This window comes from Marinomonas arctica (assembly GCF_003259225.1).
GTDB classification, from domain to species: Bacteria; Pseudomonadota; Gammaproteobacteria; order Pseudomonadales; family Marinomonadaceae; genus Marinomonas; species Marinomonas arctica.
On sequence record NZ_QHJF01000005.1, the window covers coordinates 102,342 to 127,629 of the forward strand.

At 43.7% G+C, this 25,288-nt stretch carries 23 protein-coding genes; 15 read left to right on the forward strand and 8 right to left on the reverse strand.

Going from position 1 to position 25,288, the window contains the following annotated elements; all coding sequences use genetic code 11:
• Positions 1-54: 54 nt before the first annotated feature.
• From rlmM to DK187_RS04030, 3 genes are all read right to left on the reverse strand, one after another.
• Positions 55-1,107, reverse strand: coding sequence for a 23S rRNA (cytidine(2498)-2'-O)-methyltransferase RlmM (rlmM, locus tag DK187_RS04020; protein ID WP_111606056.1), 1,053 nt, complete (start codon positions 1,105-1,107; stop codon positions 55-57).
• A gap of 37 nt (positions 1,108-1,144) precedes the next feature.
• Positions 1,145-1,825 (reverse strand): TIGR01621 family pseudouridine synthase, encoded by a 681-nt coding sequence (locus tag DK187_RS04025; RefSeq protein ID WP_111606057.1) that lies wholly within the window; start codon positions 1,823-1,825, stop codon positions 1,145-1,147.
• Positions 1,826-1,929: 104 nt separating this feature from the next.
• Positions 1,930-2,991 carry a GGDEF domain-containing protein gene (locus DK187_RS04030; protein WP_223232356.1) on the reverse strand — a complete coding sequence of 354 codons (1,062 nt, stop codon included), beginning with the start codon at positions 2,989-2,991 and terminating at the stop codon, positions 1,930-1,932.
• Positions 2,992-3,465: 474 nt separating this feature from the next.
• Here DK187_RS04030 and DK187_RS04035 point away from each other — a divergent pair, with 474 nt between their 5' ends.
• From DK187_RS04035 to DK187_RS04075, 10 genes are all read left to right on the forward strand, one after another.
• A complete protein-coding gene (locus DK187_RS04035) occupies positions 3,466-5,025 on the forward strand; it encodes an ABC transporter ATP-binding protein (protein ID WP_111606059.1) in 1,560 nt (519 codons plus the stop codon).
• Complete coding sequence (locus tag DK187_RS04040) at positions 5,022-6,089, forward strand: ABC transporter permease (RefSeq protein ID WP_111606060.1); 1,068 nt, start codon at positions 5,022-5,024, stop codon at positions 6,087-6,089. Before DK187_RS04035 ends, DK187_RS04040 begins: the two co-directional genes overlap by 4 nt.
• Before the next feature lie 9 nt (positions 6,090-6,098).
• Entirely contained in the window at positions 6,099-7,031 is a 933-nt protein-coding gene (locus DK187_RS04045) for an ABC transporter permease (RefSeq protein ID WP_111606061.1), read from the forward strand.
• 66 nt (positions 7,032-7,097) lie between these two features.
• Positions 7,098-8,165, forward strand: coding sequence for a BMP family ABC transporter substrate-binding protein (locus tag DK187_RS04050; RefSeq protein ID WP_111606062.1), 1,068 nt, complete (start codon positions 7,098-7,100; stop codon positions 8,163-8,165).
• Positions 8,166-8,323: 158 nt separating this feature from the next.
• Positions 8,324-9,331, forward strand: coding sequence for an adenosine deaminase (locus DK187_RS04055; RefSeq protein WP_111606063.1), 1,008 nt, complete (start codon positions 8,324-8,326; stop codon positions 9,329-9,331).
• Positions 9,332-9,432: 101 nt separating this feature from the next.
• On the forward strand, positions 9,433-9,801 hold the full coding sequence (locus DK187_RS04060) for a DUF2750 domain-containing protein (RefSeq protein ID WP_111606064.1): 369 nt from the start codon (positions 9,433-9,435) through the stop codon (positions 9,799-9,801).
• Between the two features lie 13 nt (positions 9,802-9,814).
• The gene (locus DK187_RS04065; protein ID WP_111606065.1) at positions 9,815-10,312 is read left to right on the forward strand and encodes a DUF2946 domain-containing protein; all 498 of its coding nucleotides are present in this window, start codon (positions 9,815-9,817) and stop codon (positions 10,310-10,312) included.
• Between the two features lie 158 nt (positions 10,313-10,470).
• The gene (locus DK187_RS04070; RefSeq protein ID WP_111606066.1) at positions 10,471-11,868 is read left to right on the forward strand and encodes a PepSY-associated TM helix domain-containing protein; all 1,398 of its coding nucleotides are present in this window, start codon (positions 10,471-10,473) and stop codon (positions 11,866-11,868) included.
• A 428-nt stretch (positions 11,869-12,296) separates the two neighbouring features.
• A complete protein-coding gene (locus DK187_RS21190; protein ID WP_188322978.1) occupies positions 12,297-12,467 on the forward strand; it encodes a hypothetical protein in 171 nt (56 codons plus the stop codon).
• A gap of 357 nt (positions 12,468-12,824) precedes the next feature.
• Positions 12,825-14,789 (forward strand): LTA synthase family protein, encoded by a 1,965-nt coding sequence (locus tag DK187_RS04075; protein ID WP_111606067.1) that lies wholly within the window; start codon positions 12,825-12,827, stop codon positions 14,787-14,789.
• Here DK187_RS04075 and DK187_RS04080 read toward each other — a convergent pair.
• Positions 14,783-15,460 (reverse strand): class I SAM-dependent methyltransferase, encoded by a 678-nt coding sequence (locus tag DK187_RS04080; protein WP_111606068.1) that lies wholly within the window; start codon positions 15,458-15,460, stop codon positions 14,783-14,785. The genes DK187_RS04075 and DK187_RS04080 overlap by 7 nt on opposite strands.
• Before the next feature lie 125 nt (positions 15,461-15,585).
• Entirely contained in the window at positions 15,586-16,482 is an 897-nt protein-coding gene (locus DK187_RS04085) for a LysR family transcriptional regulator (protein ID WP_111606069.1), read from the reverse strand.
• 118 nt (positions 16,483-16,600) lie between these two features.
• On the opposite strand from DK187_RS04085, the gene DK187_RS04090 reads away from it, so the two are divergent.
• From DK187_RS04090 to DK187_RS04105, 4 genes are all read left to right on the forward strand, one after another.
• Positions 16,601-17,662, forward strand: coding sequence for a 4-oxalomesaconate tautomerase (locus tag DK187_RS04090; protein ID WP_111606070.1), 1,062 nt, complete (start codon positions 16,601-16,603; stop codon positions 17,660-17,662).
• 60 nt (positions 17,663-17,722) lie between these two features.
• Positions 17,723-18,805 (forward strand): Bug family tripartite tricarboxylate transporter substrate binding protein, encoded by a 1,083-nt coding sequence (locus tag DK187_RS04095; RefSeq protein WP_111606071.1) that lies wholly within the window; start codon positions 17,723-17,725, stop codon positions 18,803-18,805.
• A gap of 23 nt (positions 18,806-18,828) precedes the next feature.
• A complete protein-coding gene (locus DK187_RS04100) occupies positions 18,829-20,793 on the forward strand; it encodes a tripartite tricarboxylate transporter permease (protein ID WP_111606072.1) in 1,965 nt (654 codons plus the stop codon).
• 266 nt (positions 20,794-21,059) lie between these two features.
• On the forward strand, positions 21,060-22,574 hold the full coding sequence (locus tag DK187_RS04105) for an alanine/glycine:cation symporter family protein (RefSeq protein ID WP_111606073.1): 1,515 nt from the start codon (positions 21,060-21,062) through the stop codon (positions 22,572-22,574).
• Between the two features lie 93 nt (positions 22,575-22,667).
• On the opposite strand, the gene DK187_RS04110 is transcribed toward DK187_RS04105, so the two are convergent.
• Together DK187_RS04110 and DK187_RS04115 are read right to left on the reverse strand one after the other, a co-directional pair.
• On the reverse strand, positions 22,668-23,015 hold the full coding sequence (locus DK187_RS04110) for a DsrE family protein (RefSeq protein ID WP_111606074.1): 348 nt from the start codon (positions 23,013-23,015) through the stop codon (positions 22,668-22,670).
• 32 nt (positions 23,016-23,047) lie between these two features.
• Positions 23,048-23,227, reverse strand: a complete 180-nt coding sequence (locus DK187_RS04115) for an L-lactate permease (protein ID WP_111606075.1) — start codon at positions 23,225-23,227, stop codon at positions 23,048-23,050.
• A 223-nt stretch (positions 23,228-23,450) separates the two neighbouring features.
• Here DK187_RS04115 and DK187_RS04120 point away from each other — a divergent pair, with 223 nt between their 5' ends.
• Positions 23,451-24,212 carry an EAL domain-containing protein gene (locus tag DK187_RS04120; protein ID WP_111606076.1) on the forward strand — a complete coding sequence of 254 codons (762 nt, stop codon included), beginning with the start codon at positions 23,451-23,453 and terminating at the stop codon, positions 24,210-24,212.
• A 161-nt stretch (positions 24,213-24,373) separates the two neighbouring features.
• On the opposite strand, the gene DK187_RS04125 is transcribed toward DK187_RS04120, so the two are convergent.
• The gene (locus tag DK187_RS04125) at positions 24,374-25,282 is read right to left on the reverse strand and encodes an NAD-dependent epimerase/dehydratase family protein (protein ID WP_111606077.1); all 909 of its coding nucleotides are present in this window, start codon (positions 25,280-25,282) and stop codon (positions 24,374-24,376) included.
• Between the last annotated feature and the right edge of the window lie 6 nt (positions 25,283-25,288).

Here is a 25,288-nt window from a genome sequence, read left to right on the forward strand (position 1 = left end):
CTGCACGTTTATGGGGTTTATTAAAACTCAAAATTACACACGTGTTTACAGTCACTACCTAACCATAATGCAAACGGTCACTTCTTCACGATCATGATAAAGGTGTTTTACTTGATAATGGTAACCTACTCCCGCTTTTTTCAACATCGCCTCAATGGCTTGTAAACACAGCGAGACTTCTTGATATCGCTTTTTCATTGGCAGTTTTAAATTAAAAATCGCACGCCTTGTCCAGCCATTGGCTAACCACTTAGCCATCAGTTCAGCCACCTTCATAGGACGCTCAACCATATCACACACCAACCAATCAACCGTGTAAGGGGGCTCAAACTTAAACCCATCGGCTTTTTCGTGCTGCACCAAGCCCGTAGACATTAACTCTTTTTGCATAGGACCATTATCAATGGCAATCACATGAATGCCTTTTTTAACAAACTGATACGTCCAGCCACCAGGAGCAGCCCCCAAGTCAACCGCCGTCATTCCTTCCGTTAAATCCGCCTCAAGAGCGCGCTCTGGGACAAATTGCAAAAAAGCCTCTTCTAGCTTTAGAGTTGAGCGACTTGGGCCCGCTGCAGGAAAGCGCAAGCGACGAATTCCCATGGGAAACTCACTACGACATGCAGCATACGATACGCCCAAATAAGCAGACTCTCCGTCAAGCATAAACACATGATGACGCACACCAACCGCCTTGTTACGCAAAACGCCTGACTTTTTCCAGCCTTCCCGTAGGGGTTTTTCAAGTTTTTTGATCAAATTCGATAACGCTTTCGCATCATTAGTATCGGCGGTTTCTATCCAAATATCTTCAGCCAATGGCAACTCTCGAGCCGCTTCAAGCAAAGATTCAACTCGGCCACCCTGCTCCAATGCAATCACATCGTTAACCGCAATAATCTGACGTGCAAATATAAGACGATTGAAATCCAGCTGCTGTATCAATAGCTCACCAGCATCCGACTGATCAAAGTTATACACAACATAACCCGTATCTGGAGCCACCTTAGCGTAGCCGTAAAATCCTTTGCTACTTGCGATCTCAGACAACTCTGCCGCACAATCTTTTTCAAAACCTTGACGGCAATAAACCAAAACATTTTTCATTACAATTCCTTCTCAAGTAGGCATCGTTCCTACTGAGTTATATTGATGACTTTCTAGAGGGCCATTTTACAACTGACTCACCCAGTTGGGCCGTAACAAAAGCAGACAATTCAGGCGAAAAATATGCCCCAAATCTAGGCAAGCTAACATAACGCACTGCCTCACCTTGCCAATCAAATTGCAGAGAATAAGCATGCAGATATCCCCTATCAGCTTCCTCCCCACCATACCTAAGGTCTCCTAGAATAGGCGACCCAAGACTCTTGAGCGCCACACGAATCTGATGAGTTTTGCCAGTCAAAGGCCTGACAAGAAACACTCTACTCCCTTGAAAAGAAAGAGAAAAAAACTGCGTAACCGCTAAATTTTCCCTAGTGTTAGTTAATTTCCACTGACCTCTTCTACTGGGCACCATACCACCCACAATAGTACCTTGTTTTTTCTTTGGTTTTTTTGCGGACAACGCCAAGTAACGCTTTTCCATCTCATGACTTTCAAACATTTTACCAAACGCAGCGGCAGCTTTAGCATTACAGGCAACGATCAATAATCCAGACGTCATTTTATCTAAACGATGCACTGGATAAAAAGTGTTCTCAGGGAAGGAGCAGGCCAAAAACTGCATCACTCCGACTTCCTCAGACTCTGCATGGAAACTCATGCCTGCAGGCTTTTCAATAACCCAGTAGTCATCACTACGGAACAATACTTCGAGCAAAACGGCCTCATCACGAATAAATAAAGGAAAAATAGATTAGCCAACAAGTTTATCCACAGAGAAAGTGGACAACTCATATGTCAACAAAAAGAAGCGATTATATTTTAGTTTTGATAATTAGACTGCGCAGACAGCCTATTTCGACCACTGCGCTTAGCCTCATATAAGCCTTTATCAGCTTGCGCCAATATCTCTTCATAACGAGACACACTGGACTCTATCGACGCCAAGCCGATACTGATAGTAACTGGGATAACAATGCCATGCTCAGTCTCGATCAACATATCTTCGACTGATTGCCTCATATGCTCCATAATACGCTCAGCAGCGTTCAGGGTAGTGTTGGGCAATATGACAATAAACTCTTCACCGCCATAACGACCAATTTTATCTTGAGGGCGTATCACTGACGCCATCAGTTTAGATACCTTAGACAACACCAGATCACCGGCCTCATGACCAAACGTATCATTAATTTTTTTAAAGTGATCTAAGTCCACAATAGCAAACACACAAGATTCTCTATTAATCACCGAGTCAGCAAAAATATTGACCGCATCCGCCAACACCTTTCTTCGATTGGATAACCCGGTTAACTCATCTTTTTCGGCTAAAATGCGCAAGTGTCGATTGACCGACTTTAGCCTGTTCATCACCAAATGTATCACCATGGCGAAGTAGAATGACACGGAGAAAAACACCAATACAATCACTGCATGTTGATCAATCTTGGTCAGATAAAGACCTCTTGTATCTAATAATTCACAAGCTAGAAACAAGAGAGCAGAAACACAGACAACCCAGTATTTGGTTGAGCGCTGATCAGAACGGAAAACCACAAAAGAGTAGGCAACAACATTCACAAAAAGCCAATGAAGACCACTGTTTGTGCCAAAGTAAAACAAACTGAGAATGCCAATCTGCACAATCTTAATAATCGGCATTAATACTTGCGCGCGATAGAAATATCCTCTGTAGTTATAACGCAAACCAATCAAGCCTAAAAACAATCCAACAAAGGAAAAAATCGCAACAGAAGGCATGCATCGCGATGTAAATACAATTAGCATTAGCACTGAGCTAATGCAAAACATCATGTAAGAAAAATTCACCACATGCTTTTGATTAAGGTCATTACCATACTCGTCGTCAAAACCGAGATTCAAAAGCTTTTCTGTGATTTTTTTTATTGAAGAAAACACTATACCCCGCACTTACAATCCGCATTAAGAGCCATTAGACTTAACCAGAGTATTTGCTACTTTGTGTTCGCAAAAAACCACTAGACGCGCAAAAAAAGTTTCCATTAACTAAATACCAAAACTCGTATTCTACAGAATAGCCTTTCTTTTTCCTATTCATTTGAGCAAAGAAACATCGCTCTAAATAAATAACATTCTTATAAAACAGTCTAAGACAAACACCCGAAACTTTCGTATTCTACGCCACAATATTTGCCAGCTCCATTGGCATGAATATTGATTAGCATAAAGCCAGTATATCTGTTTCAGACAGCAAACATTAACTAATCGGTCAAATAAGTAAAAAACGAACATAATGCGCCCCATAATAGAGCAAACAACACCCAAAAAAGTGCATTCTTTCATTGATGTAACCTTGAATAATAAGGTGTCAGAACATTGAAAACACACAACTCGGTATCACGCCTTGAGCTTGCGAACATTACCAAGCAATACCCAGGCTGCCTTGCCAACGACAATATAAGCCTGACTCTAATGCCAGGAGAGATCCACGCCTTACTCGGCGAAAACGGCGCCGGAAAAAGTACTCTGGTGAAAACCATTTATGGTGTGGTTGCACCAGATAAAGGCGACATCATTTGGGATGGCAGAGAAGTCAGCATCAAATCACCCTCTATCGCTAGAGACCTAGGCATTGGTATGGTATTTCAGCATTTTTCGCTGTTTGAAACGCTGACCGTCAGCCAAAACATTGAGCTCTGTCTAAGCAAAGCTCAATTGAATAACATTGGTGATTTGGCGGATAGGATCAAAAAACTATCGGCAGAATATGGTTTAAACGTTGATCCAAGTCGCTACATACACTCTCTTTCTATTGGCGAAAGACAAAGAGTGGAAATTATGCGTTGTCTTGTACAGTCGGTGAAACTGCTCATATTAGATGAACCGACTTCAGTACTAACACCACAGGAAGTATCTGGACTGTTCGACGTATTACGCACTCTTTCAAAAGAAGGCTGTAGTATTCTATTTATCAGCCATAAACTGCATGAAGTCACTGAAATTTGCCATAAAGCCACTATTCTCCGTGGCGGAAAAGTAGTGGATACCTGTATCCCTAATGAAGAAACGCCCGCCACCATTGCCAAAATGATGGTGGGCGAGCTGGCCGAACAAGAGGCGGGGTACATCAAAAGAGAAGGCACAAACGTTATATTCAGCGTCACCAATTTGTCTCTGCCATCCAAACACCCTTTCGGCACAGCGCTAAAAGACATCAATCTTACGTTAAAAGCTGGCGAAATATTAGGCATTGCTGGGGTTGCGGGCAACGGACAAGACGAACTCATGGCCATAATTAGTGGCGAGGACGCCCGCAATGTCAAACAGGCTATTTCACTGAATAACCTCGACATTGGTCATTTGCATGCCGGCGAAAGGCGAAAACTGGGCATGGCCTACGTCCCTGAAGAACGTTTAGGTCGGGGAGCAGTGCCAGATATGAGCCTAACAGAGAACACCCTGTTAACACACAGCGACGGCTTTGTTAAAAACGGACTCGTACAGTGGCAAAGCATCAAAAATTACACTCAGACGCTTATTACCAAATACAAAGTGAAATGCCATGGCGAGTTTTCTGAAGCGAAAAGCTTAAGTGGCGGCAATCTACAAAAATTTATTATGGGTCGAGAAATTGGCCAAAACCCAAAAGTATTAATTTGTGCCCACCCAACGTGGGGAGTTGATGTGGGCGCCGCGCTTGCCATTCATCAAGCCTTACTCGAGCTTCGAGATCAAGGGGCCGCCATTTTGCTCATCTCAGAAGACATAGACGAGCTGTTTTTATTGGCTGACAGAATGGCCGCCGTTTGCAACGGACATTTATCCCCCTTGGTGAAAACAGAACACACCAACATCGACCAAATAGGTCAATGGATGGCAGGAACTTTTATCAATAACACATCGGTGTGTGCACAAGAACAAGAGGCTAAGGCATGATCCGCATTCAAGCTCGCACTGAGCCAAGCTCATTAATGAAAGTAGCCTCTCCGCTACTGGCTATTTTGTTAACCTTGATTTTTGGCGGCATTCTATTTTCTGCCATAGGTAAATCGCCCTCACAAGCATTACACGTACTACTGATCGCGCCATTGGCAGACAGTTATAACATTGGTGAAATGTTCGTCAAAATGGGCCCTCTTCTGCTTTGTGCAGTGGGATTATCCCTATGTTATCGAGCAAACATGTGGAATATCGGTGCAGAAGGGCAATTGTTAGCAGGGGCATTAGGCGGCTCTGCCATGGCACTTTACTTCATCGACTCAGATTCGGCATTGGCTTTGCCCATTACCCTATTGGCAGGCATTGCTTCCGGAATGATTTGGGCTGCCGTCCCTACCTTTTTAAAGCTGCGCTTTAATTCAAATCTCATATTAACCACCATTATGTTCAACTACATCGCTCTGTATTTATTGATTTGGGCGGTGCATGGACCATTAAGAGATCCACAGGGGTTTGGCTTTCCAGAATCCGCCATGTTTACGGATGCCACTTTACTGCCCACGCTGTTTGAAAATAGCCGCATCCATCTTGGTATTGTTTTTGCCATTCTGTCTGGCATCATCGGATGGTTTATCTTGAGTAAAACCCACCTAGGCTTTCAAATACGCGTCTTTGGTGCCGATGAACCCGCGGCAAGATACGCCGGTTTTAATAGTAAAAAATTAAGTTGGTTCGTCATGCTATTTGCAGGCTCATTGGCTGGCCTAGCAGGGGTCAGCGAAACCATAGGCCCCATCGGACAGCTGGTACCGAATGTGTCCCCGGGCTACGGTTATTCCGCCATTATTGTCGCGTATTTAGGTAGGCTCCACCCGCTGGGGGCTATCATTGCCGCTGTTTTTATGGCCGTTATTTACATGGGTGGCGATCTGGCCCAAATCGAAATGGGCATTCCTGTTGCCGTGGTCAGTATGTTTCAAGGGATTTTACTTTTCTTCCTCTTGGCCTGTGATTTTTTCATTAATAACCGCCTCAGCTTTTCAAATCAAGCGACAAACTAGGAGCACATCTTGGATTCAGATCTTATCGTACAAATCTTATTTGCCGCTGTAAAAACAGGCACGCCACTGCTCTTTATTGCCCTTGGCGAGGTCATTTGCGAGAAATCAGGCATATTAAACCTAGGTCAAGAAGGCATGATGTTAATGGGTGCTGTGGTTGGCTTTTTAGCCGCCTACTCTACTGGAAATATGGGGTTTGGTGTTCTTGCCGCGATGATAATGGGCAGTACCATGAGCCTGATTTTCGCCGTATTAGTCTTGCAGCTTGGTGCCAATCAAGTCGCCACTGGACTGGCCTTAACGATTTTTGGTACGGGCTTAAGTGCTTTTGTGGGGGCGGGTTTTGTCGGTCAAACCATTCAAGGTTTCCCCCCCATCGCCATCCCATTATTGTCTGATATTCCTTATCTAGGACGCATTCTTTTTAACCATGATATTTTAGTGTATTTCTCCTTTGGCATGACCGCAGTGTTGTTTTACGTGGTCAATAAAACCCGCATTGGCTTAACGCTCAAAGCCGTAGGGGAGAATCCTAACGCGGCAAACGCGATTGGCATACCGGTACTCAAAGTACGCTATTTAGCCATCATGTTTGGCGGCGCCATGGCGGGGATTTCAGGGGCTTACATGTCGCTCGTTTATACCCCTATGTGGGTAGAGAACATGACCGCTGGACGAGGATGGATTGCCCTGGCACTGGTTGTTTTTGCTTCATGGCGAATTGGACGAATCATGCTAGGAGCCTATCTATTTGGTTTGGCGAGCATTATGCATCTGGTATTACAAGGTATGGGATGGTCTATTTCTCCCAACTTACTGGCCATGTTGCCTTATGTGGCGACCGTCGTTGTCATGGTGATTATTAGTGCCGACCATTTCAAAGAAAAATTACTAGCGCCTCGTTCATTGGGCAAACCCTTTGACCCAAGAAACATGGCGTAACAAGATCATTAACCATTACTTCACTATTGAAGACAATAAAGCCTTAGGGCACAAAAGGAGCGAGAAATGAAACTGAAAAGTTTGCTGGTTAGTTTGGGGCTTTTAGCGGGGGCCGCTGCGGTTCAAGCAGAAGAGCCATTAAAAGTTGGTTTCATCTATGTTGGCCCAGTTGGCGATTTAGGTTGGAGCTACGAGCATGACATGGGCCGTAAAGGCTTAGAAGAGTATTTTGGTGATAAAGTCAAAACCACTTTTGTTGAAAACGTGCCAGAAGGTGCCGATGCAGAACGTGTTATTACTCAGTTAGCAAAAGCCGGAAATGATCTTATTTTTACAACCTCTTTCGGTTTTATGAACCCAACAGTGAAAGTTGCAAAACGCTTTCCAAATGTGAAATTTGAACACGCAACAGGCTATAAACTGGATAAAAACTTAGGTACTTATGTATTGCGTACCTATGAAGGTCGTTATATCTCTGGTGTAGCGGCAGGAATGATGACCAAAACCAACACCATTGGCTATATTGGTTCTTTCCCAATCCCTGAAGTTATCCGTGATATCAATGCGGCTTACATGGGTGCCAAAAGCGTTAACCCTGATGTAAAAATGAAAATTGTCTGGGCAAACACTTGGTACGATCCAGGCAAAGAAACTGATGCCGCAAACGCACTCATGGACCAAGGTGTTGACGTCATGCTGCAACACACAGACAGCCCAGCTCCGCTCATTGCTGCAGAGAAACGTGGTCTACGCGCTATTGGACAAGCTTCGGATCAAAGTAAATTTGCACCGGAAGCTCACATCTTTTCCGTACGTGACGACTGGACGCCTTACTATGTTAAACGCGTACAAGCGGTCATGGATGGCACATGGAAAGCGCAAGATTTCTGGGGTGGATTCCAAGATGATATGCTAACGCTTGCGTCTATTAACCCAAATCTACCAGCGGACGTACGAGCCAAAATTGATGCCACTCACGATGCCATCAAATCCGGTGCATTCAAACCCTTCACTGGACCAATCAAAGACAACAAAGGCAATATCGCCGTACCCGCTGACCACTCCTTAACCGATGTAGAACTTGCTCAGGTTAACTGGTACGTGGAAGGTATTACCGACGAAATTCCACGTTAATACGTTTGCTGTAATTTTTTATATACGGCCAGCTCTGCTGGCTGTATATTCCCCTGTTTTTTAAACCACACTCACAAAACATTGCCAGCCATTCTTTTTCATCTTCGCTTTTATCGCTATATTTAAGAATTCAAGGCACAGCAACGAAAGGGAAACCTATGGAAACACTGATCGAACTATCAAAGAAAATGCCTAAAACGGAACTTCACTTACACATAGAAGGAACTTTTGAGCCAGAGCAGATGTTTGCCATTGCACAACGAAACCAGGTTGAACTGAAATACCATACCGTTGAAGCATTAAAAGCGGCCTATCAATTCACTAACTTGCAAGACTTTTTAGATCTGTATTACCAAGGCATGTCTGTATTGCTTCACGAAGCGGATTTTTACGATCTCACCATGGCATACCTTAGCAAGGTTCACAGCGAAAACGTCGTGCATGTAGAGATCTTTTTTGACCCTCAAGGACACCTTTCTCGTGGCGTCCCTTTTGATACGCAAATCAACGGCATTTATAACGCCCTCAAAGACGCAGAAACAAAATGGGGCATGACATTTAAACTCATCATGTCTTTTCTCAGACATTTAAGCGAAGAAAGTGCTTTTGAAACACTTGAGCTGTCCAAACCGTTTTTGCCGTTAATCGACGGAGTTGGCTTAGACAGCTCTGAAGTGGGTCACCCACCAGAGAAATTCTTGCGCGTTTTTGAAGCCTGCAAAGACCTTGGCCTAAAAGTCACCGCCCATGCGGGAGAGGAAGGTCCGCCAGAGTACGTATGGCAAGCAATCGATCAAATCGGTGTCGATAGAATTGATCATGGCAATAGAGCACTGGAAGACGACCAACTTATTGAAGAAATCAAAAAGCGCGGCCTAACATTAACGGTATGCCCTTTATCCAATTTAAAGCTTTGTGTCGTTAATGACATGAAAGACCACCCGATTAAAACCATGTTAAAACGTGGTCTGAACGCCACAGTCAACTCAGACGACCCTGCGTATTTTGGTGGCTATATGGCCGACAACTACGCATCATTAATTACTCATACAGGCATTAGCAAAGAGGAATTATTGCAATTGGCGCAAAATGGTATAACGGGGAGTTGGATGGAGAACAATTTAAAAGAAAAACACCTAGCGCAGTTACGCACCCTGTTCGCCTAACATTTTTATCCGCCACATTGGTGAAAGGTAGATTGAATGGATCACTCCTTTTCGTCAATGTGGTAAGATTTCGTTTTTTACGACTGAATTGAGACCATCCCATGTCAAACCTAATCCCTCTTGATGATACTTTTTACCGTTTGCCCAGCCGTGAACGCTATGAGCATGTTATAAAACTCGTAAAAAAAGGCTCGTCTGTGTGGACACTCGCTGATACTGAAGGCTGCTTGATCATTGATCTTGGCAGCGACAAAGTATTACCCATTTGGCCGACGGAAGCCTTAGCAGTGGCTTGGGGCGAAAAAGATTATACAGGGTTCAATAGTCTAGAAATCAATGCCGTGGATTGGGCCGCAAAATGGCTGCCGGGCATGCAAGGCGATGGTTTTTCAGTGGGCGTCGCACCAAATCTTGCGGGTGAATGCATTGTATCATCCGCGGAAGAACATGGCGCCGACTTAAAAATCTAGCCGTCGTTTGTCAATGCGCCTTTCCGTTCAACCTACGAAAAGCACACACACTCAGTTTTCTGTGTGTGTGTGCTTGATCGCGGTTTTCCTGATTTATTTTGGCCCACTGTTCTCGCAAATAAGTAACGCCCTTTCATCCCAGCCCACAACAACGCCCACATCAATCGAAAATACTGGAATGGAAGCCATGTCTATGACGTCCATGGTAATGCCTGGACACGACCATAGCAAAATGCTTTCCGAACTTACGGACAGTCAACCAACGCAAACAAACTCAGCCCATATTAGCCATCATGGGCATCATGCCCATGGAGAAAGCACAAATTTACTAGAAGCCTGTGGTTATTGCTCTCTCCTCTTTCATTTAAATTGGATTGACGCCAAAACCTTAGAGCTTATTCCACTACGCCAAAACCGTTACCCAAACCCCGTAGTGGCCACTCTTTCGCACAAATATCACGTGCCTTTCACTTCCATTCTACCTCGAGCGCCACCAGTCGTTTTCATCTAATGAATATTGCAATCGATATGTACATCTAAAACGACACGACCTATTCAGATTCGTCACTGTACTGAATCATGTGTACGTGTCTTTAATAATGCTAGAAAAGTGAGTTTACCGCTCAGAGGCATTGTTCTGCCCTTTTCTACAAGACGAGAAATATCAATATGTCGACAAAAAAACCTATTAAGACCCCCGAGTCTTCTTCAAACGCAATGTTGCTGCTAATTACACGACTGCACTTCTATATTGGTCTGTTCGTCGGCCCCTTTATCTTTGTGGCCGCATTCACTGGCACGCTTTATGTGCTCACACCACAAATTGAAAGTGCCATTTACAAAGACGTACTCACCACGCAAAGTGTGGGTGAAAGCCAGCCTCTTTCTCAACAAATAGCCGCGGCAAAATCGCACCTACAGAATAACTTAATCTTATTTGCCGTTCGCCCAGCACCTGAAACCGGTGATACAACACGCATCATGTTCTTAGATGCAAGCGCTCAACATTCAGGTGCCAGAGCGGTGTTTATCGATCCGATCACACTCGAGGTCAAAGGTAATCTGCCTGTCTATGGAACCAGCGGAATTTTACCACTTAGAACCACAATAGATTTTATGCATCGTCAACTGCTTTTAGGCGAAGTTGGACGCTATTACAGTGAATTAGCCGCTTCTTGGCTATGGATCGCCGCACTGGGTGGCGTATTTTTATGGTACAAAGGCGGTAAGAAAAATAAGGCCGAATTGGCCAACAAAACAGCGCATCTTCGAAAACGTAGACGCCACTATCAATTAGGTTTGTTGCTTTTTGTCGGTTTAGTCTTTGTCTCCATTACTGGATTAACTTGGTCTAAATGGGCGGGGGACAACATCAGCACATTGCGCAATAGCATTGGCTGGGTCACACCGTCAGTCTCACAAGACCTCACAACCATAGATCACAATATGATGATGTCTGACGAACATGCCGATCATCTAAATCATTCAAGTCACCATAATATGCCGGCAAAGAAACCAGCAGCAGAAAAATTTGAAGATGTTGATGCTCTGTTTGATGGGGTTTTGAAAGCAGCAAGAGACGCTGGAATCGACGCGAATAAGCTGGAAATAAGACCCTCCTCAACCAAAGACAAAGCTTGGCGGGTGAGTGAAATAGATCGCTCTTGGCCAACGCAAGTCGACAGCGTCGCCGTTGATGCGAGTACTATGACAGTGACTAGCCGCGCGGATTTTGCCACCTTCCCGATTGTTGCCAAGCTGATTCGCTGGGGCATTGATGCGCACATGGGCATTTTGTTTGGCGTTGCCAACCAGATCATTTTGGCATTTTTTGGACTCTCTTTGTGTTTGATGATTATCTGGGGCTATAAAATGTGGTGGCTACGTCGACCACAAGCAGGCTCTTCGGCCAAACCACTGCGCCAAGCATGGAAGAAACTCTCCGGCACGCAAAAAACCATCACGCTGCTGATTGCCATTATTTTAGGTGTTAGCATGCCCGTAATGGGCATTAGTTTGCTTGTCTTTTTAATCATTGACACCCTTCGCTGGAAATATCAACAGTAAGGCGTTCAGCACGCTTATGCTCATCAAGTTCACTGCGAACTTGATGAGCATTATCGATGCTTTAAATCCATCGGACAGACACCCTAAATGGTTTTTTCTCTGGCCTATTGGCATGTTATCAGTAGAATATCGGGTTAATTTTATCGTCAGAACGATTTTTTAAAGGCATCCAGCTACTTATAAAAAAGGCGCAGCAAGCCTCAGTCACAATCACCAACGATGACAACATGATCTAGGAAATGCTTTCCAAACCTAAGATGTATCTCTCTTTTTTAAAAAATAAATTAGATAAATTGCATAAATACATTATCAATCTGACCGTAAATTCAAAATAGACCACGGGCGGAGCATAATCACTTTTGCTCAAGATCGGGGAAAAATCCGATATTTCAAACGCCAACATACACTCATTAACGTAGGAAGCTAATATGTCTAAAACCACAGTGAAATTCGAGTATGAAAAAGAAACCAAAAACAGCGTTCGCTATCTAGAAGTACCTGAAGAAGGAAAAGCCCCTATCATGGGGACGCTGTATGTACAAAAGTGGTTCGCTGGCGGCAGTAAAACATTAGAAATCACGATAGAGAAAAAAGACTAAGTACTCTAGGGAAGGTACGAACAAATCCTCTTGTCTCAGCATATGGATAAAAGCTTGCTATTCGAGGCGAATACCAATAGTGGTTCTATTTTTGAGGTGCTCAACACAGAATACAAGCTTTTAGATCATGCCCTACGGGCCTTAGTAGCCTTATTCGCACCTTCCCTAGCTCTGCGAATTAGGAAATCAAAAACACTCTCTCAGGCTTTTCTTTCACAAATACTAACGTCATGTGGAAGAAAACGCTCTATTGGCTTGAAACATCAAACAGCCAAAAAATATAGTTTTTCTTTTCATTTTTATTTCACTTCACATGCTTTACATTGACGCAGATATAACCACTTTTAGAGACAAGATATGCCAAATAATAAAAATGTGTTTTTGCGTGTTTTCTCTTCTCTCAGACCATATTTGTTTTTTTTAGGTCTCACCCTACTCTGCTTATTACTTAGTCGCTTGTCGTTAATGATCTGGAAATACGATCGAATTGACAGTGTTAGTGATTGGTTCACAATACTGGGCTTCGGTTTACGCATTGATATCGCGTCCATCTCATACATTATTGGCATACCTGCGGTCATCAGTTTATTGATTTCAGGCATACCTTATGTCAACCGCATTTGGGATTTTCTTACTCGAATTTGGCTAACCTGTACCTTTGTTGTATTGATATTTATGGAGGTATCAACGCCAGCGTTTATTGAAGAATACAGCTTAAGACCGAACCGTCTTTTTGTAGAGTATTTGCTCTACCCTAAAGAAGTCTTCTCTATGCTGATTGAAGGTCATAAGGTTACTCTGCTTATAACCACTTTCCTCACTACTCTCACTGTGATTTTGGCATATCAGTTTTTCCGCAAGCAAAGCATTGCCAACCAACCACAGCCTAAATGGTTCGAACGTCCAGTATTAGTCGTTATCATTTTCTGTCTTGCCTTTCTTGGCGCTCGATCTAGCTTGCAGCACAGACCAATCAACCCAAGCTATACGGCATTCACTAACGATCCGCTCGTAAATAGCCTCACCCTTAACTCGACCTATTCTCTTCTTTACGCAGTCAGCCAAATGGCCGATGAAGTTAGCTCATTTGAACTGTACCCGGTAATGAGCCAAGATAAGGTAATGGCAGAGATCCATAAAGCAATGGGGCTAGATAACGATCTCTTTACATCGCCAGACCTGCCGACCTTACATACACAAAAAGCGACCCAGCATTTTGATCGCCCAAAAAACCTTGTCATTATTCTTGAGGAAAGCTTAGGAGCACAGTTTGTTGGCAGTTTAGGCGGGCTTCCTTTAACGCCTGAGTACGATAAATTAGTGCCTGAAGCATGGTCATTCAACAATTTGTACGCCACAGGAACGCGCTCGGTACGCGGCATAGAAGCGGTGATTACTGGCTTTGTTCCTACTCCAGCACGTAGCACAGTCAAACTTCCCAATTCACAAACCAACTTTTTCACTATTGCCAAACTGCTCGGTGAGCAAGGTTATGACACAAACTTCATCTATGGTGGTGGTGCGCATTTTGACAACATGAAATCCTTTTTCTTAGGTAACGGCTTCAACTCCATCATTGAAGAAAAAGACTTTAATAACCCGGAATTTATTGGTTCTTGGGGCGTAAGCGATGAAGATCTTTTCACAAAAGCCAATCAAGACTTTGTTGAAAAATCCAAAACGGGGAGGCCTTTTTTTAGTCTGGTCTTCAGCTCATCAAACCATGATCCGTACGAATTTCCTGACAACAAAATTGAGCTCTACAACACACCAAAAGCGACCCGAGAGAACGCGGTAAAATACGCCGATCACGCTATTGGCCACTTTTTTAGATTGGCGAAACAAGAAGACTACTGGAAAGACACCGTGTTTTTAGTGGTTGCAGACCATGATGCCCGTACGACTAGATCAGACTTAGTGCCCATTCCAAGCTTTCACATACCCGCTTTGATTATAGGTGATGGGATAAAACCTAAAAATGACAGTCGATTGACCAGCCAAATAGACTTGGCACCCACACTTTTGTCATTGATTGGCGTTGATTCCGAACACCCAATGATTGGGCAAGACTTAACAAAAGTCGGTGATGATTATATCGGGCGAGCGATAATGCAATTCAATGAAAACCAAGCTTTTTTAAAAGACGGTAAAGCGGTCATTTTACAACCCAAAAAACCACCAGCTACCTTTACTTATGTAAATTCGACCCTTACCCCAAGTAATGACATCAGTGAAGATTTAATCAACCAAGCTATCGCGCATCCATTACTGGGCACTTGGCTTTACAACGAGAAAAAATACGACATGCGCAGAACTCAATAAACCGCGTTAGATTTCTGCGAGCCTTTTTGATAAGTCAGAATTTGCCCTTTAAAAGGCACAGACAAGTAGTACGTTGTGATGGGCTTTCGCTGATGATGGGAATAGCCCATGGCAATCATTTTTTTACTGAACGGCGCATGATGACCACGACCTGGGTCCACCAGCAATACAGAACAACTGTCTGCGGCGTGCTTTTCGATAAAAGTTGCCAAAAGATCGACGTGAAAACGCTCGTACAATATGTCGCTGCCGATAATACAGTCGTATTTTCCTAGATAAATACTCGTGTCTTGCCAACTCGCCCTAATGAAAGGAATCACTCTATCGCCATTTAACAGAGCGTTCGTATTAAGAAAGCCAGCTGCTTCTGGGTGATAGTCCGTGGCGGTAATATTAGCCAAACGATGATTTAACACCAAACTTGCCAAACCAATACCACAACCCACTTCCAATATTTTTAACCCTTCTACCTGATAGTCAAACATAAGGTGCGCCAAGACCTCACCAGAAGGCCAAATCACACCAAATAAAGGCCACACAGCGGATGAAATACCCAACTTCAAGGCGACATCGTCATCATCTGAAAACTCTTGATTATCACGCAACGTGCGTACATGAATATCAGTCTTATCAAATTCAAACGTTTGATAACGGACACGAAAGTGAGACATAAACGCCCTAGCAGTGCTCGGAAATAGCAAACGCTATTAAGCTGAGGCATCATACTAGCTTGCTGATGCATGATTGCCTACGCTTAGTTTGATTAACCGCTTACCTCCCTTATTTGCCCGCCGCATTAATCAACAGACCAATGTTCCAATAGAATGTTAATAAACAAATCGGCCGCGGGTGATACCGATGTTGAACTGCGTTTGACAAGGCCAATCGAGCGGTCAATTTTTTGCCCCTTAAGCGGCCTAGAAGTCAGTACGGAAGCACTGCTCAATGGCATGGCGAGTTTCGGAACAATCGATATCCCCAACCCCATTTCGACCAAACCAAGTGATGTCGAAAGGTGCTGCACTTCATAAAAACTGTTTAACTGCACTTGGTCTCTTGCTAAAGATTTATCTAACAAAATGCGGTTACCACTGGCACGCCCAACACTGATTAATTTGTAAGGTTCCATGTCTATCCAAGACACTTCTTCCAACTCGCATAACGGATGATCTTTGCGCAAACACACCACAAAGGGGTCGTCTAAAAGTGGGGTAAAAGACACTTCTGGGTGTTGAGCAATAGCCATATTGATCCCAAAATCTGCGTCACCGCGAATAACAGACTCCAAACCATGGTTCGCACTCTCATCTAAAATTTGAATCCGAATACCGGGATAACGCTCATTAAAAACATTGATAACACTTGGCAAAAAGTAAAAGGCGGCGGTCGGAATACAGGCAATAGTGACCTTACCTTTTTGCTGTGACGCCATGTCTTTTATCCCCAAAACAGATAGCTCAAAATCTTCCACCATACGTCGAGCTTTTGGCAAAAACTCACGTCCTACGGAGGTTAGCCACGTTTTCCGAGTGGTTCTTTCAAATAATTGAGCGCCAAGAATTGTCTCTAATTTTTGCATTCGGCGGCTTAAAGCAGGCTGCGATAAAAAGGTCAATTCTGCCGCATCATGAAAGTTTCCCGTTTCTGCAATGCGTATAAAAATAACCAAATCTTTGAATTCTATTTGATGCATCATTCACCCCACTGATTCGTTTCACACATCAATTATGTACTATCTTTGCATTTGATGCACGAATACCGGTTGTGAGACTTTAGTTCCATGCTCTTACAACAACAAAGGTTTAATAAGAATGTCACAAACCATATCTTGCATCATAATGCGTGGCGGCACTTCTAGAGGTCCATACTTGCAAATTTCTGACCTTCCTCAGGATCGTAGTGCTTGCGCAGACGTTTTGCTAAAAATCATGGGATCAGGCCATGAACTCCAACTTGATGGCATTGGTGGTGGCAATAGCCTCACCAGTAAAGTTGCGATGGTTGGTGCTTCTACCCACCCCGATGCAGATGTTGATTACCTATTTGCCCAAGTTGGCGTGCTAGACAAAATCGTTGATTTTTCACCCAATTGCGGAAACATGCTGGCAGGTGTTGCTCCCTATGCCATAGAAACTGGATTGTTTCCAGCAAGCCAAGGCACAACCACCGTCCGCATTCATAACCTTAATACGGGTAAAATTATCCATTCGACGGTACAAACCCCGCAAGGCAAAGTAGAATACACGGGCAACACTATTATCAGTGGCACCAATTCACCTGGCGCGCCAATTCAATTGACTTTTCTTAATGTAGAAGGCGCTAAAACCGGTAAATTATTACCGACTGGAAATGCCGTAGATGTTATTAACTCAACAGAGGTAACCTGCATTGATGCGGCAACACCCGTGGTTTTAATTAAGGCAAGCGACCTCGGAAAAACGGGAAATGAGACCCCAAGCGAGCTAGATAACGACACTGAATTTATGAGCCGCTTAGAGTCCATCCGTTTAAAAGCGGGCGAACTCATGGGGTTGGGCGACGTTGCAAACTCGGTTATTCCTAAGCCAATTTTGCTGTCTCCAGCGAACCATGGAGGCACCATTAATGCCCGCTATTTTGTTCCTCACAAGTGCCATAAATCATTGGCCGTAACAGGCAGTATTGCCATCGTGACCGCCTGCTGCCTTCCCGGCACCGTAGCGGCCAAACTCATCGGTAATAAAGACTCCGAATCTTATTTTACCCTTGAACATCCTTCAGGAAAAATTGAGCTTAATGCTCAACGCAAGGAAGACAATTTATCCGCTTTGAATAGCGTATCGGTAATTCGTACTGCCAGAAAAATACTGTCAGGTACGGTTTATCTTAATTAACTATCAATACAACAATAATAAACGTATTGAACATTCATAAAAACAAGAAAGGAAAAAATCATGAAAAAACTTTCTAAGCTCTTAGGTGTTTCCATCCTATCTTTTGGCTGTTTGCTGTCAATCCCTGCAAAAGCGCAGGAAACAGAACTCCCTTCCACAATAAACTGGACCATTCCATTTGGCGTGGGTGGCGGTACAGATGTGTGGGCTCGCTTTGTTGCGCCGCATCTAACAAAGAATTTACCGGGTAATCCAACGGTTGTGATTAAAAACCAACCGGGTGGCGGCTCCATTACAGGGACCAACTTATTCTTCCAACGTGCAAAGAGCAATGGTGAAGATATTTTAGGAACATCAGCATCAACATTGTATCCATTCATGTTAGGCGATAAGCGTGTACGCTATAACTTCGATAAATGGATTCCTCTATTGGCTAGCCCTACCGGTGGCGTTGTTTATGTCCAACCAGATCTTGGCGTGTCTTCGGCTGACGATATTAAGAAATTAGATGGCGTAACGTTGCCATTTGGCTCTCAAAGCCCAACTGGCTTAGAGCTACCTGTCTTTCTGGCTTTCGAAATGCTAGGGCTTGATATCAAACCCGTTTTTGGTATGAAAAGTCGTGGTGAAGGTCGTCTTGCTTTCGAGCGTGGTGAGGCCAAAATTGATTTCCAAACCTCTTCTGCTTATTTAAGTTCTGCTCTTGATCTAGTTAACAATCAAAAAGCCGTACCTTTGTTTTCATTAGGCATTATGAATAATCAAGGTAAAATTGTTCGAGATCCTGCCTTTGCTGATCTTCCAACATTTGAAGAAGTCTATGCTAAAAAGTTTGGCAAGCAACCTGAAGGGATTGAATATACCGCTTACAAGAAATTTTTAGCGGCAGGTTTTGCCTTCCAAAAAGTAATTTTCATCCCAGCGGATACGCCTAGTGATGTTATCAATACTTACCAAACATCCATTAGAACCATGCTAAAAGACCCAGCCTTCATCAAAGACTCTGAAATCCAAGTAGGGCCTTATGAAAACATCGTGGGTATTGACGCGGCTCAACACCTTAGCGATGCCATTAGTGTATCTCCTGAGTTATACACTTGGATTTCCTCTTGGTTAAAATCAAAATTTGATTACACGCTGTAATTTTGTAGCAGGAGTTATTGTTAATGATTGAGTTCCTCAGCGCCCTAGAACAATTGCTGTCGATCACCCATCTCACCTACTTAATTGCTGGTGTTTTAGTCGGGCTAGTGGTCGGCATTATTCCCGGACTGGGCGGTATCGCCGGCATGTCTTTACTCTTACCGTTTTTGTATGGGATGGAACCTTCTGTTGGTCTTGGGATGCTGATGGGACTGGTTGCCGTCATTCCCACGGGAGATACATTTACCTCCGTGTTGATGGGAATTCCAGGTTCGAGCTCGTCACAAGCCACTGTTATGGATGGCTTCCCTTTAGCCAAAAAAGGACAAGCAGCACGTGCGCTTTCCGCCGCCTTCCTATCTTCAATGATAGGAGGTGTGGTGGGTGCCATTGTATTAAGTGTGTTTATACTCGTCGCTCGCCCTGTTGTGTTGGCCTTTTCCTCCGCTGAGCTCTTCATGCTTACGCTGCTAGGGCTGAGTGTTGTAGCCGCCCTGTCAGGTGGCAATGTTTACAAAGGCTTAGCCGCTTGTGGCTTTGGTCTGTTAATCGGCGCCATCGGTGGAGCACCGGCTACAGGAGAGTTTCGCTTTACCCTAGACATTGACTATCTTTACGATGGTATTCCTCTGGTTGTTGTCGGCTTGGGTATTTTTGCCCTACCTGAAATAATCAGTTTATTGGTAAAAAATAGCGCGATTGCCTCATCACCAAATAAACTTGGTCACGGCTTGAAGCAAGGTTTTAAAGATGTGTTTGCGAACCTTCCACTCGTTGGTAAGTCTTCCATTTTTGGTAGCTTAATTGGCGCGATTCCTGGATTAGGTGGTTCGGTTGTTGATTGGATGACTTACAGTTTCGCCATAAACTCGAGCAAAGACTCGTCTCAGTTTGGTAAAGGTGATATTCGCGGTGTTATCGCTCCTGAGTCAGCAAACAATGCTTGTGCCTCTGGCAGCATGATCCCAACTATTTTATTTGGTGTTCCAGGTTCTGGCGCGGCAGCCGTTTTTCTTGGTGGCATGCTCTTGCTAGGTATCCAACCCGGTGTGTCAATGATCTCGACACACCTTGATTTGACATACACCATTATTTGGTCATTGGCTCTAGCTAACATTCTTGGTGCCCTATTCTGCATCTGCTTTACACGTCCAATATCACTACTGACTTATATTAAGTTTTCAATACTGACACCCATTATTTTAACCTTGATACTCTTCGCCGCTTACCAAGCGACACGCAGTCTAGGTGACTTTATTTTCTTGGGTGTTGTGGCGGCTCTCGGTGTCATGATGAAAGGGGCAAATTGGCCTAGACCCGCCTTTTTGATCGGCTTTGTATTGTCTTCAGGGGCTGAAAACTACTTCTTCCAGAGCATCCAATTCTATGGCTACGAATGGTTCTTACGTCCTGGTGTTATTACCATAGCCGCACTCATTATTGTCGGTTTTGTGCTGCCTCCGATTCTGAAGAAAAGAAAACAAAAGATGAAGCCAGAGCAGCTCATGCAAGAAAAAGAACAAAACAGTATGGCCAACACTGTCTCCTGGACAGATTGGGGGATCATCGCAGTGATGGGAGGCTGCGCGACCTATGCTCTTGTGAATATTTGGGGAGCCTCAACGCTAACAAAAGCCTTCCCCATCATAGCTATCACGATTGTCTTGTTCTCTATCATCATGATTGTAAGCAAATACATGAGAGAGAAGCACACTAAAGTATCGTCAGATCTCGCCATGAATATGGTGTATATCGTAGGCTTTTTTGCTATTGCCTATGGTTATTATCTGTTTGGCTTTATTTCAACAACCTTTGTATTTTCACTATTGTTTTTGAAATTCCTAGCAAAAGCGTCGTATGTTCAGTCGACAGCCATTGCCATTGGCCTGGTGGTCTTCTTAGTGACAATGGGCAGAGTAATGAACGTAGACTTCCCTGAAGGCCTGTTTGACCCGTATCTCTTAAGTACCATTAAAACCTTTATCTAGGCACTCCCGCCTTGAGTCCCGATGCAGTGTTCTTTGCATCGGGATTTTTTTATAAAATTATCACATCCTAATCTTTTACAAATAGATCTCATTTCTTTTTCATGGTAGATTTGCCCCACTTAGGTGCACTTTTTGTGCGTAATGTTACAAATTATAAGTGTAAGTTTACGCATAATGTCAGCGACTATCCCCACAAACGCCGCACCTTAGTGATCAATACAACAACTAAAAAAAGCTCTCAGAGCTAATCTTATCGAGGACTATCTATGCAAGCATTCATTGATTTCTTGAACGGAGTCATTTGGAGCCCTGCCCTAATTTATCTATGCTTAGGTGCTGGCTTATTTTATTCAATACTGACGCGCTTTGCTCAAGTTCGTCACTTTAAAGAAATGTGTTCACTTTTATTCAATTCCAACGATTCAGACAAGGGCATCTCTTCCTTTCAAGCTCTTGCCGTTTCTTTGTCTGGTCGTGTTGGTACAGGTAACATTGCAGGCGTTGCTGCTGCGATTGGTTTTGGTGGTCCAGGTGCTGTTTTCTGGATGTGGGTCGTTGCTTTCTTAGGCGCAAGCACGGCTTATGCAGAATCAACATTAGGTCAACTTTATAAGGTCAGTGAAAACGGCCAATACCGTGGTGGTCCAGCGTATTATTTCGAACGTTGCCTTGGCTGGCGCTGGTTAGGTGTTTTGTTTGCCTTGTCTTCCATTATTGCTTGTGGTGTCTTCTTACCCGGTATTCAAGCTAACTCAGTAGGCAATGCGGTCACACAGATATTTGGTGAAGGCGTGATTGTTTCCAGCTCATTTGGTGAAGTAGGCTCCACTAAATTGGTTGCACTAGCGGTGATCCTGATTGTACTCGCCTTCATTATTTTTGGCGGCATCAAGCGCATTGCAAACTTCACTCAAATCATTGTGCCATTCATGGCAATTGGCTACATTGTGATGGCCTTGATCGTGGTTTTTCTGAATCTAGACAAGGTGCCAGGTATCTTCGGTTTGATCTTTTCTGATGCCTTTACAGCGCAAGCAGGTTTTGGTGCGGCAATCGGTTGGGGTGTAAAACGTGGCGTTTACTCTAACGAAGCAGGTCAAGGTACTGGCCCTCACGCAGCGGCGGCCGCAGAAGTACAACACCCAGCACAGCAAGGTCTGGTTCAAGCCTTCTCTGTCTACGTTGATACACTATTCATTTGTACCGCAACGGCTCTGATGATTTTGATCACTCAACAATACAACGTGCAAGGTTCACTACCTGATGGCCAGTTCATCGTACAAAACGTGGATCCTTCAACCATCATAGCGTCTCCTGCTTTTACTCAGATGGCACTAGCCAGTGTATTTGGTAGCTCAGGCCCCGTGTTTGTCGGTATCGCATTGTTCTTCTTTGCTTTCACAACGATACTGGCTTACTACTACATCGCTGAAACCAATGTGGCATATCTACGTCGTGCGTTGAACATCAACGTATCATTGACATTCGTAAAATTGCTTATCATGTTCATGGTGGCATACGGTACCGTCAATACTGCAGGTTACATCTGGAACCTAGGTGACGTTGGTGTAGGTCTGATGGCGTGGCTAAACATCATTGGTATCCTGACCATTTTCTTCATGGCAAAACCTACGATGAAAGCCTTGCGCGATTATGAAGACCAAAAAGCAGCGGGCGTAACAGAATATACTTTTAACCCAAAAGCCCTTGGTATTAAAGGCGCAGAATTCTGGGAAAAACGTTACGATGAGCAACAAGCGAAAAAAGCGGCAGACAAATAATTTTCGTCGCCACTAACGCAGAGTGTCATAAAAAGGGCCACATTTACGTGGCCCTTTTTTGTGCTATTCAACCTATTTTATGGACAAACGCTTCTAAGGCTTAATATAAGCAAAACCCTGCGTTTGCTTTTCGATCAACGTCAGTACGCCGACAGGCTCTACTGTGACAAATTCTGGCAACAAATCAATAGCGATACCGGCCCCATTAAGTGAATTCTGACACACAACAAACTCAACCCCATTAGCGACCAACTCTTGTATTGAGTCTGCATAATTTAACGAAGCACGATCACCAAAAACCAATACCGCTTTCGCGTTTGACAGCACCATAATATTCGAGGATTCATGATTCACCGCTTTCACAAGATTGCGCACATTAGCAAGAAGCAATGACCACTTGTCCAGTTCATCGATATGAAACACTACATTTACAGATTGCATTAACCCTCCTTAATACTTTCCAAAATACACGGTCAATAAAGCCTAATCATAGAGAACAAGGCCGCTACCAGAGCATAAGCTAACATAGAGATAATAGTGCGTTTAATAATAAAACCCTCTTTATTACTGACATCTAGGATCGTGGATATCGCAATAATATTATTAATACATATCATGTTTCCCATGGCGGCACCGGCCGACCGCAACGCCATCACCTCTCTCCCTACTATCAAACTCGACAACAAGATACTCACCTTAGTTCAACCTGTTTAAAATGTATAATATCGGTCAATATGCTTTACAAGACTGGAAAAATACCGTTAAAAGCCCTATTGTTTAAGGCTGGCATAATCCATTGCCACAGAAAATCAGCCACTCAAAATCAGTGCCTAATTTTCTTTTATATTAGCGCATGAAGAAAAGAGAACAGGTGACATGAAGCAAAAAGACTTTCGAAAACTTGGCTGCGCGGAATGCTCTACAGCTTGCGACTTAGGTTTCGACTTCACTATGGCATTTCAGCCGATTATCAATTGCCAAACAAAAACTGTCTTTGCTCAAGAAGCACTTGTCCGTGGTGTAAATCAAGAAGGCGCATTCCACGTTTTCAAAAACGTTAACGACACCAATCGTTATCGATTTGACCAAAGCTGTCGCGTGAAAGCCATCAAGCTAGCAGCAGAATTAGGCGTGCATGAAAAGAGCTTTTTAAGCATTAATTTTTTACCGAACGCTGTTTACAAACCAGAGCTGTGTATAAGAACCACGTTAAACGCCGCTGAAGAGTACAAGTTCCCTAAAGAAAAAATCATTTTTGAATTTACCGAAAATGAACAAATAACCGACAGCACGCACTTAGAATCTATTATTCAACATTACCAACAACAGGGCTTTTTGACTGCGACCGATGATTTTGGCTCAGGATTTAATGGTTTAAACCAGCTTGCTGATCTTAAAACCGATATCACAAAAATCGACATGGCACTGATCAAAAATATAGACCAAGACAAGAAACGCCAAATCATTGTGCGTAACTTGGTGAATTTATTTCATGAGCTCGACATGATGGTTGTCGTCGAAGGCGTCGAAACAAAGGCGGAATATCACACCCTAAGAGACATGGGCATCCACCTTTTCCAAGGCTATTACTTCGCCAAACCCAGTTTCGAATCCCTCGCGGAAATCAATTGGGATTAAGCCAACTCTTTATTGAAAAACCACTTCGAATCGCTCTAACACCAACAGCCTATCCCCTGTTGGTTCAATGACTAACGCTTTGTACCCCGCGAAAAAACGCCTAGCGCACTTCTGGCAACCACGCTAACGTTATATTCATCAGCACAATAACGCAAAGAGTCTTATAAAAGAGACGCTTTTACATACTGTCGCCAATTATGCTGCTCTTTGAAACCAAGCACTTCACGAATTTTACGGTTTGAAAACAACGCCTCATGTTCCCCCATTTCTCGGTTCATAGGCACACCCGGAAAAAAGCGCTCCGCTAATTCTTGGGTAGGAATAATCGCGCCATTATGATCGTTTCCGGCGTTAAAAATCTGAAAGCCCAAACCGTCTTTTTGCAAACATAAATCGACAATTTGACCCAGATCTCGGGCATCAATGTAACAAAATGCATTGCGACGACGTACTTCAGGGTGTTCAAAATAATTCGGAAACAGCTCCGCGTATTCATGAGGTTCAATCACATTGCCGATGCGAAGCGCATAAATATCAATGCCTGATCGGCGCTGAAAACTACGTGCTGTTTTCTCGTTTACGACTTTAGACAGACCATAGCTGTCCATTGGATCAACATCGTAATCTTCTTCTAATGGCAAAGAATGTGGATCGGTCTGGCCATCAGAAAAACAAATACCGTAAGTGGTTTCTGATGAAGCAATCACCACTTTTTTAATACCCAGCTTGACCGCGGCTTCAATCACATTGTAGGTCCCGATGGTATTGACTCGAAAAGTTTCATTATCAGGATGGATTAAAATTCTTGGGACGGCGGCAAAATGCACCACCGCATCAAACACTGGCACTCCGTTCCCTGGCTCTAGCTCATCAAATCCTGCATAGGCCGTCATCGCGTTGAACATTTGGCCGGAGTCCGTAATATCAGCCATTAAGTTGTCCACTCCTGGATAATCCAAAGGCACTAAATCAACATTCAACACTCGATGTCCTTGCGCAAGCAAATAAGCAACAACATGCTTGCCCGCTTTGCCTGAACCACCAGTGAACAATATGCGTTTTGATGTCATATACCT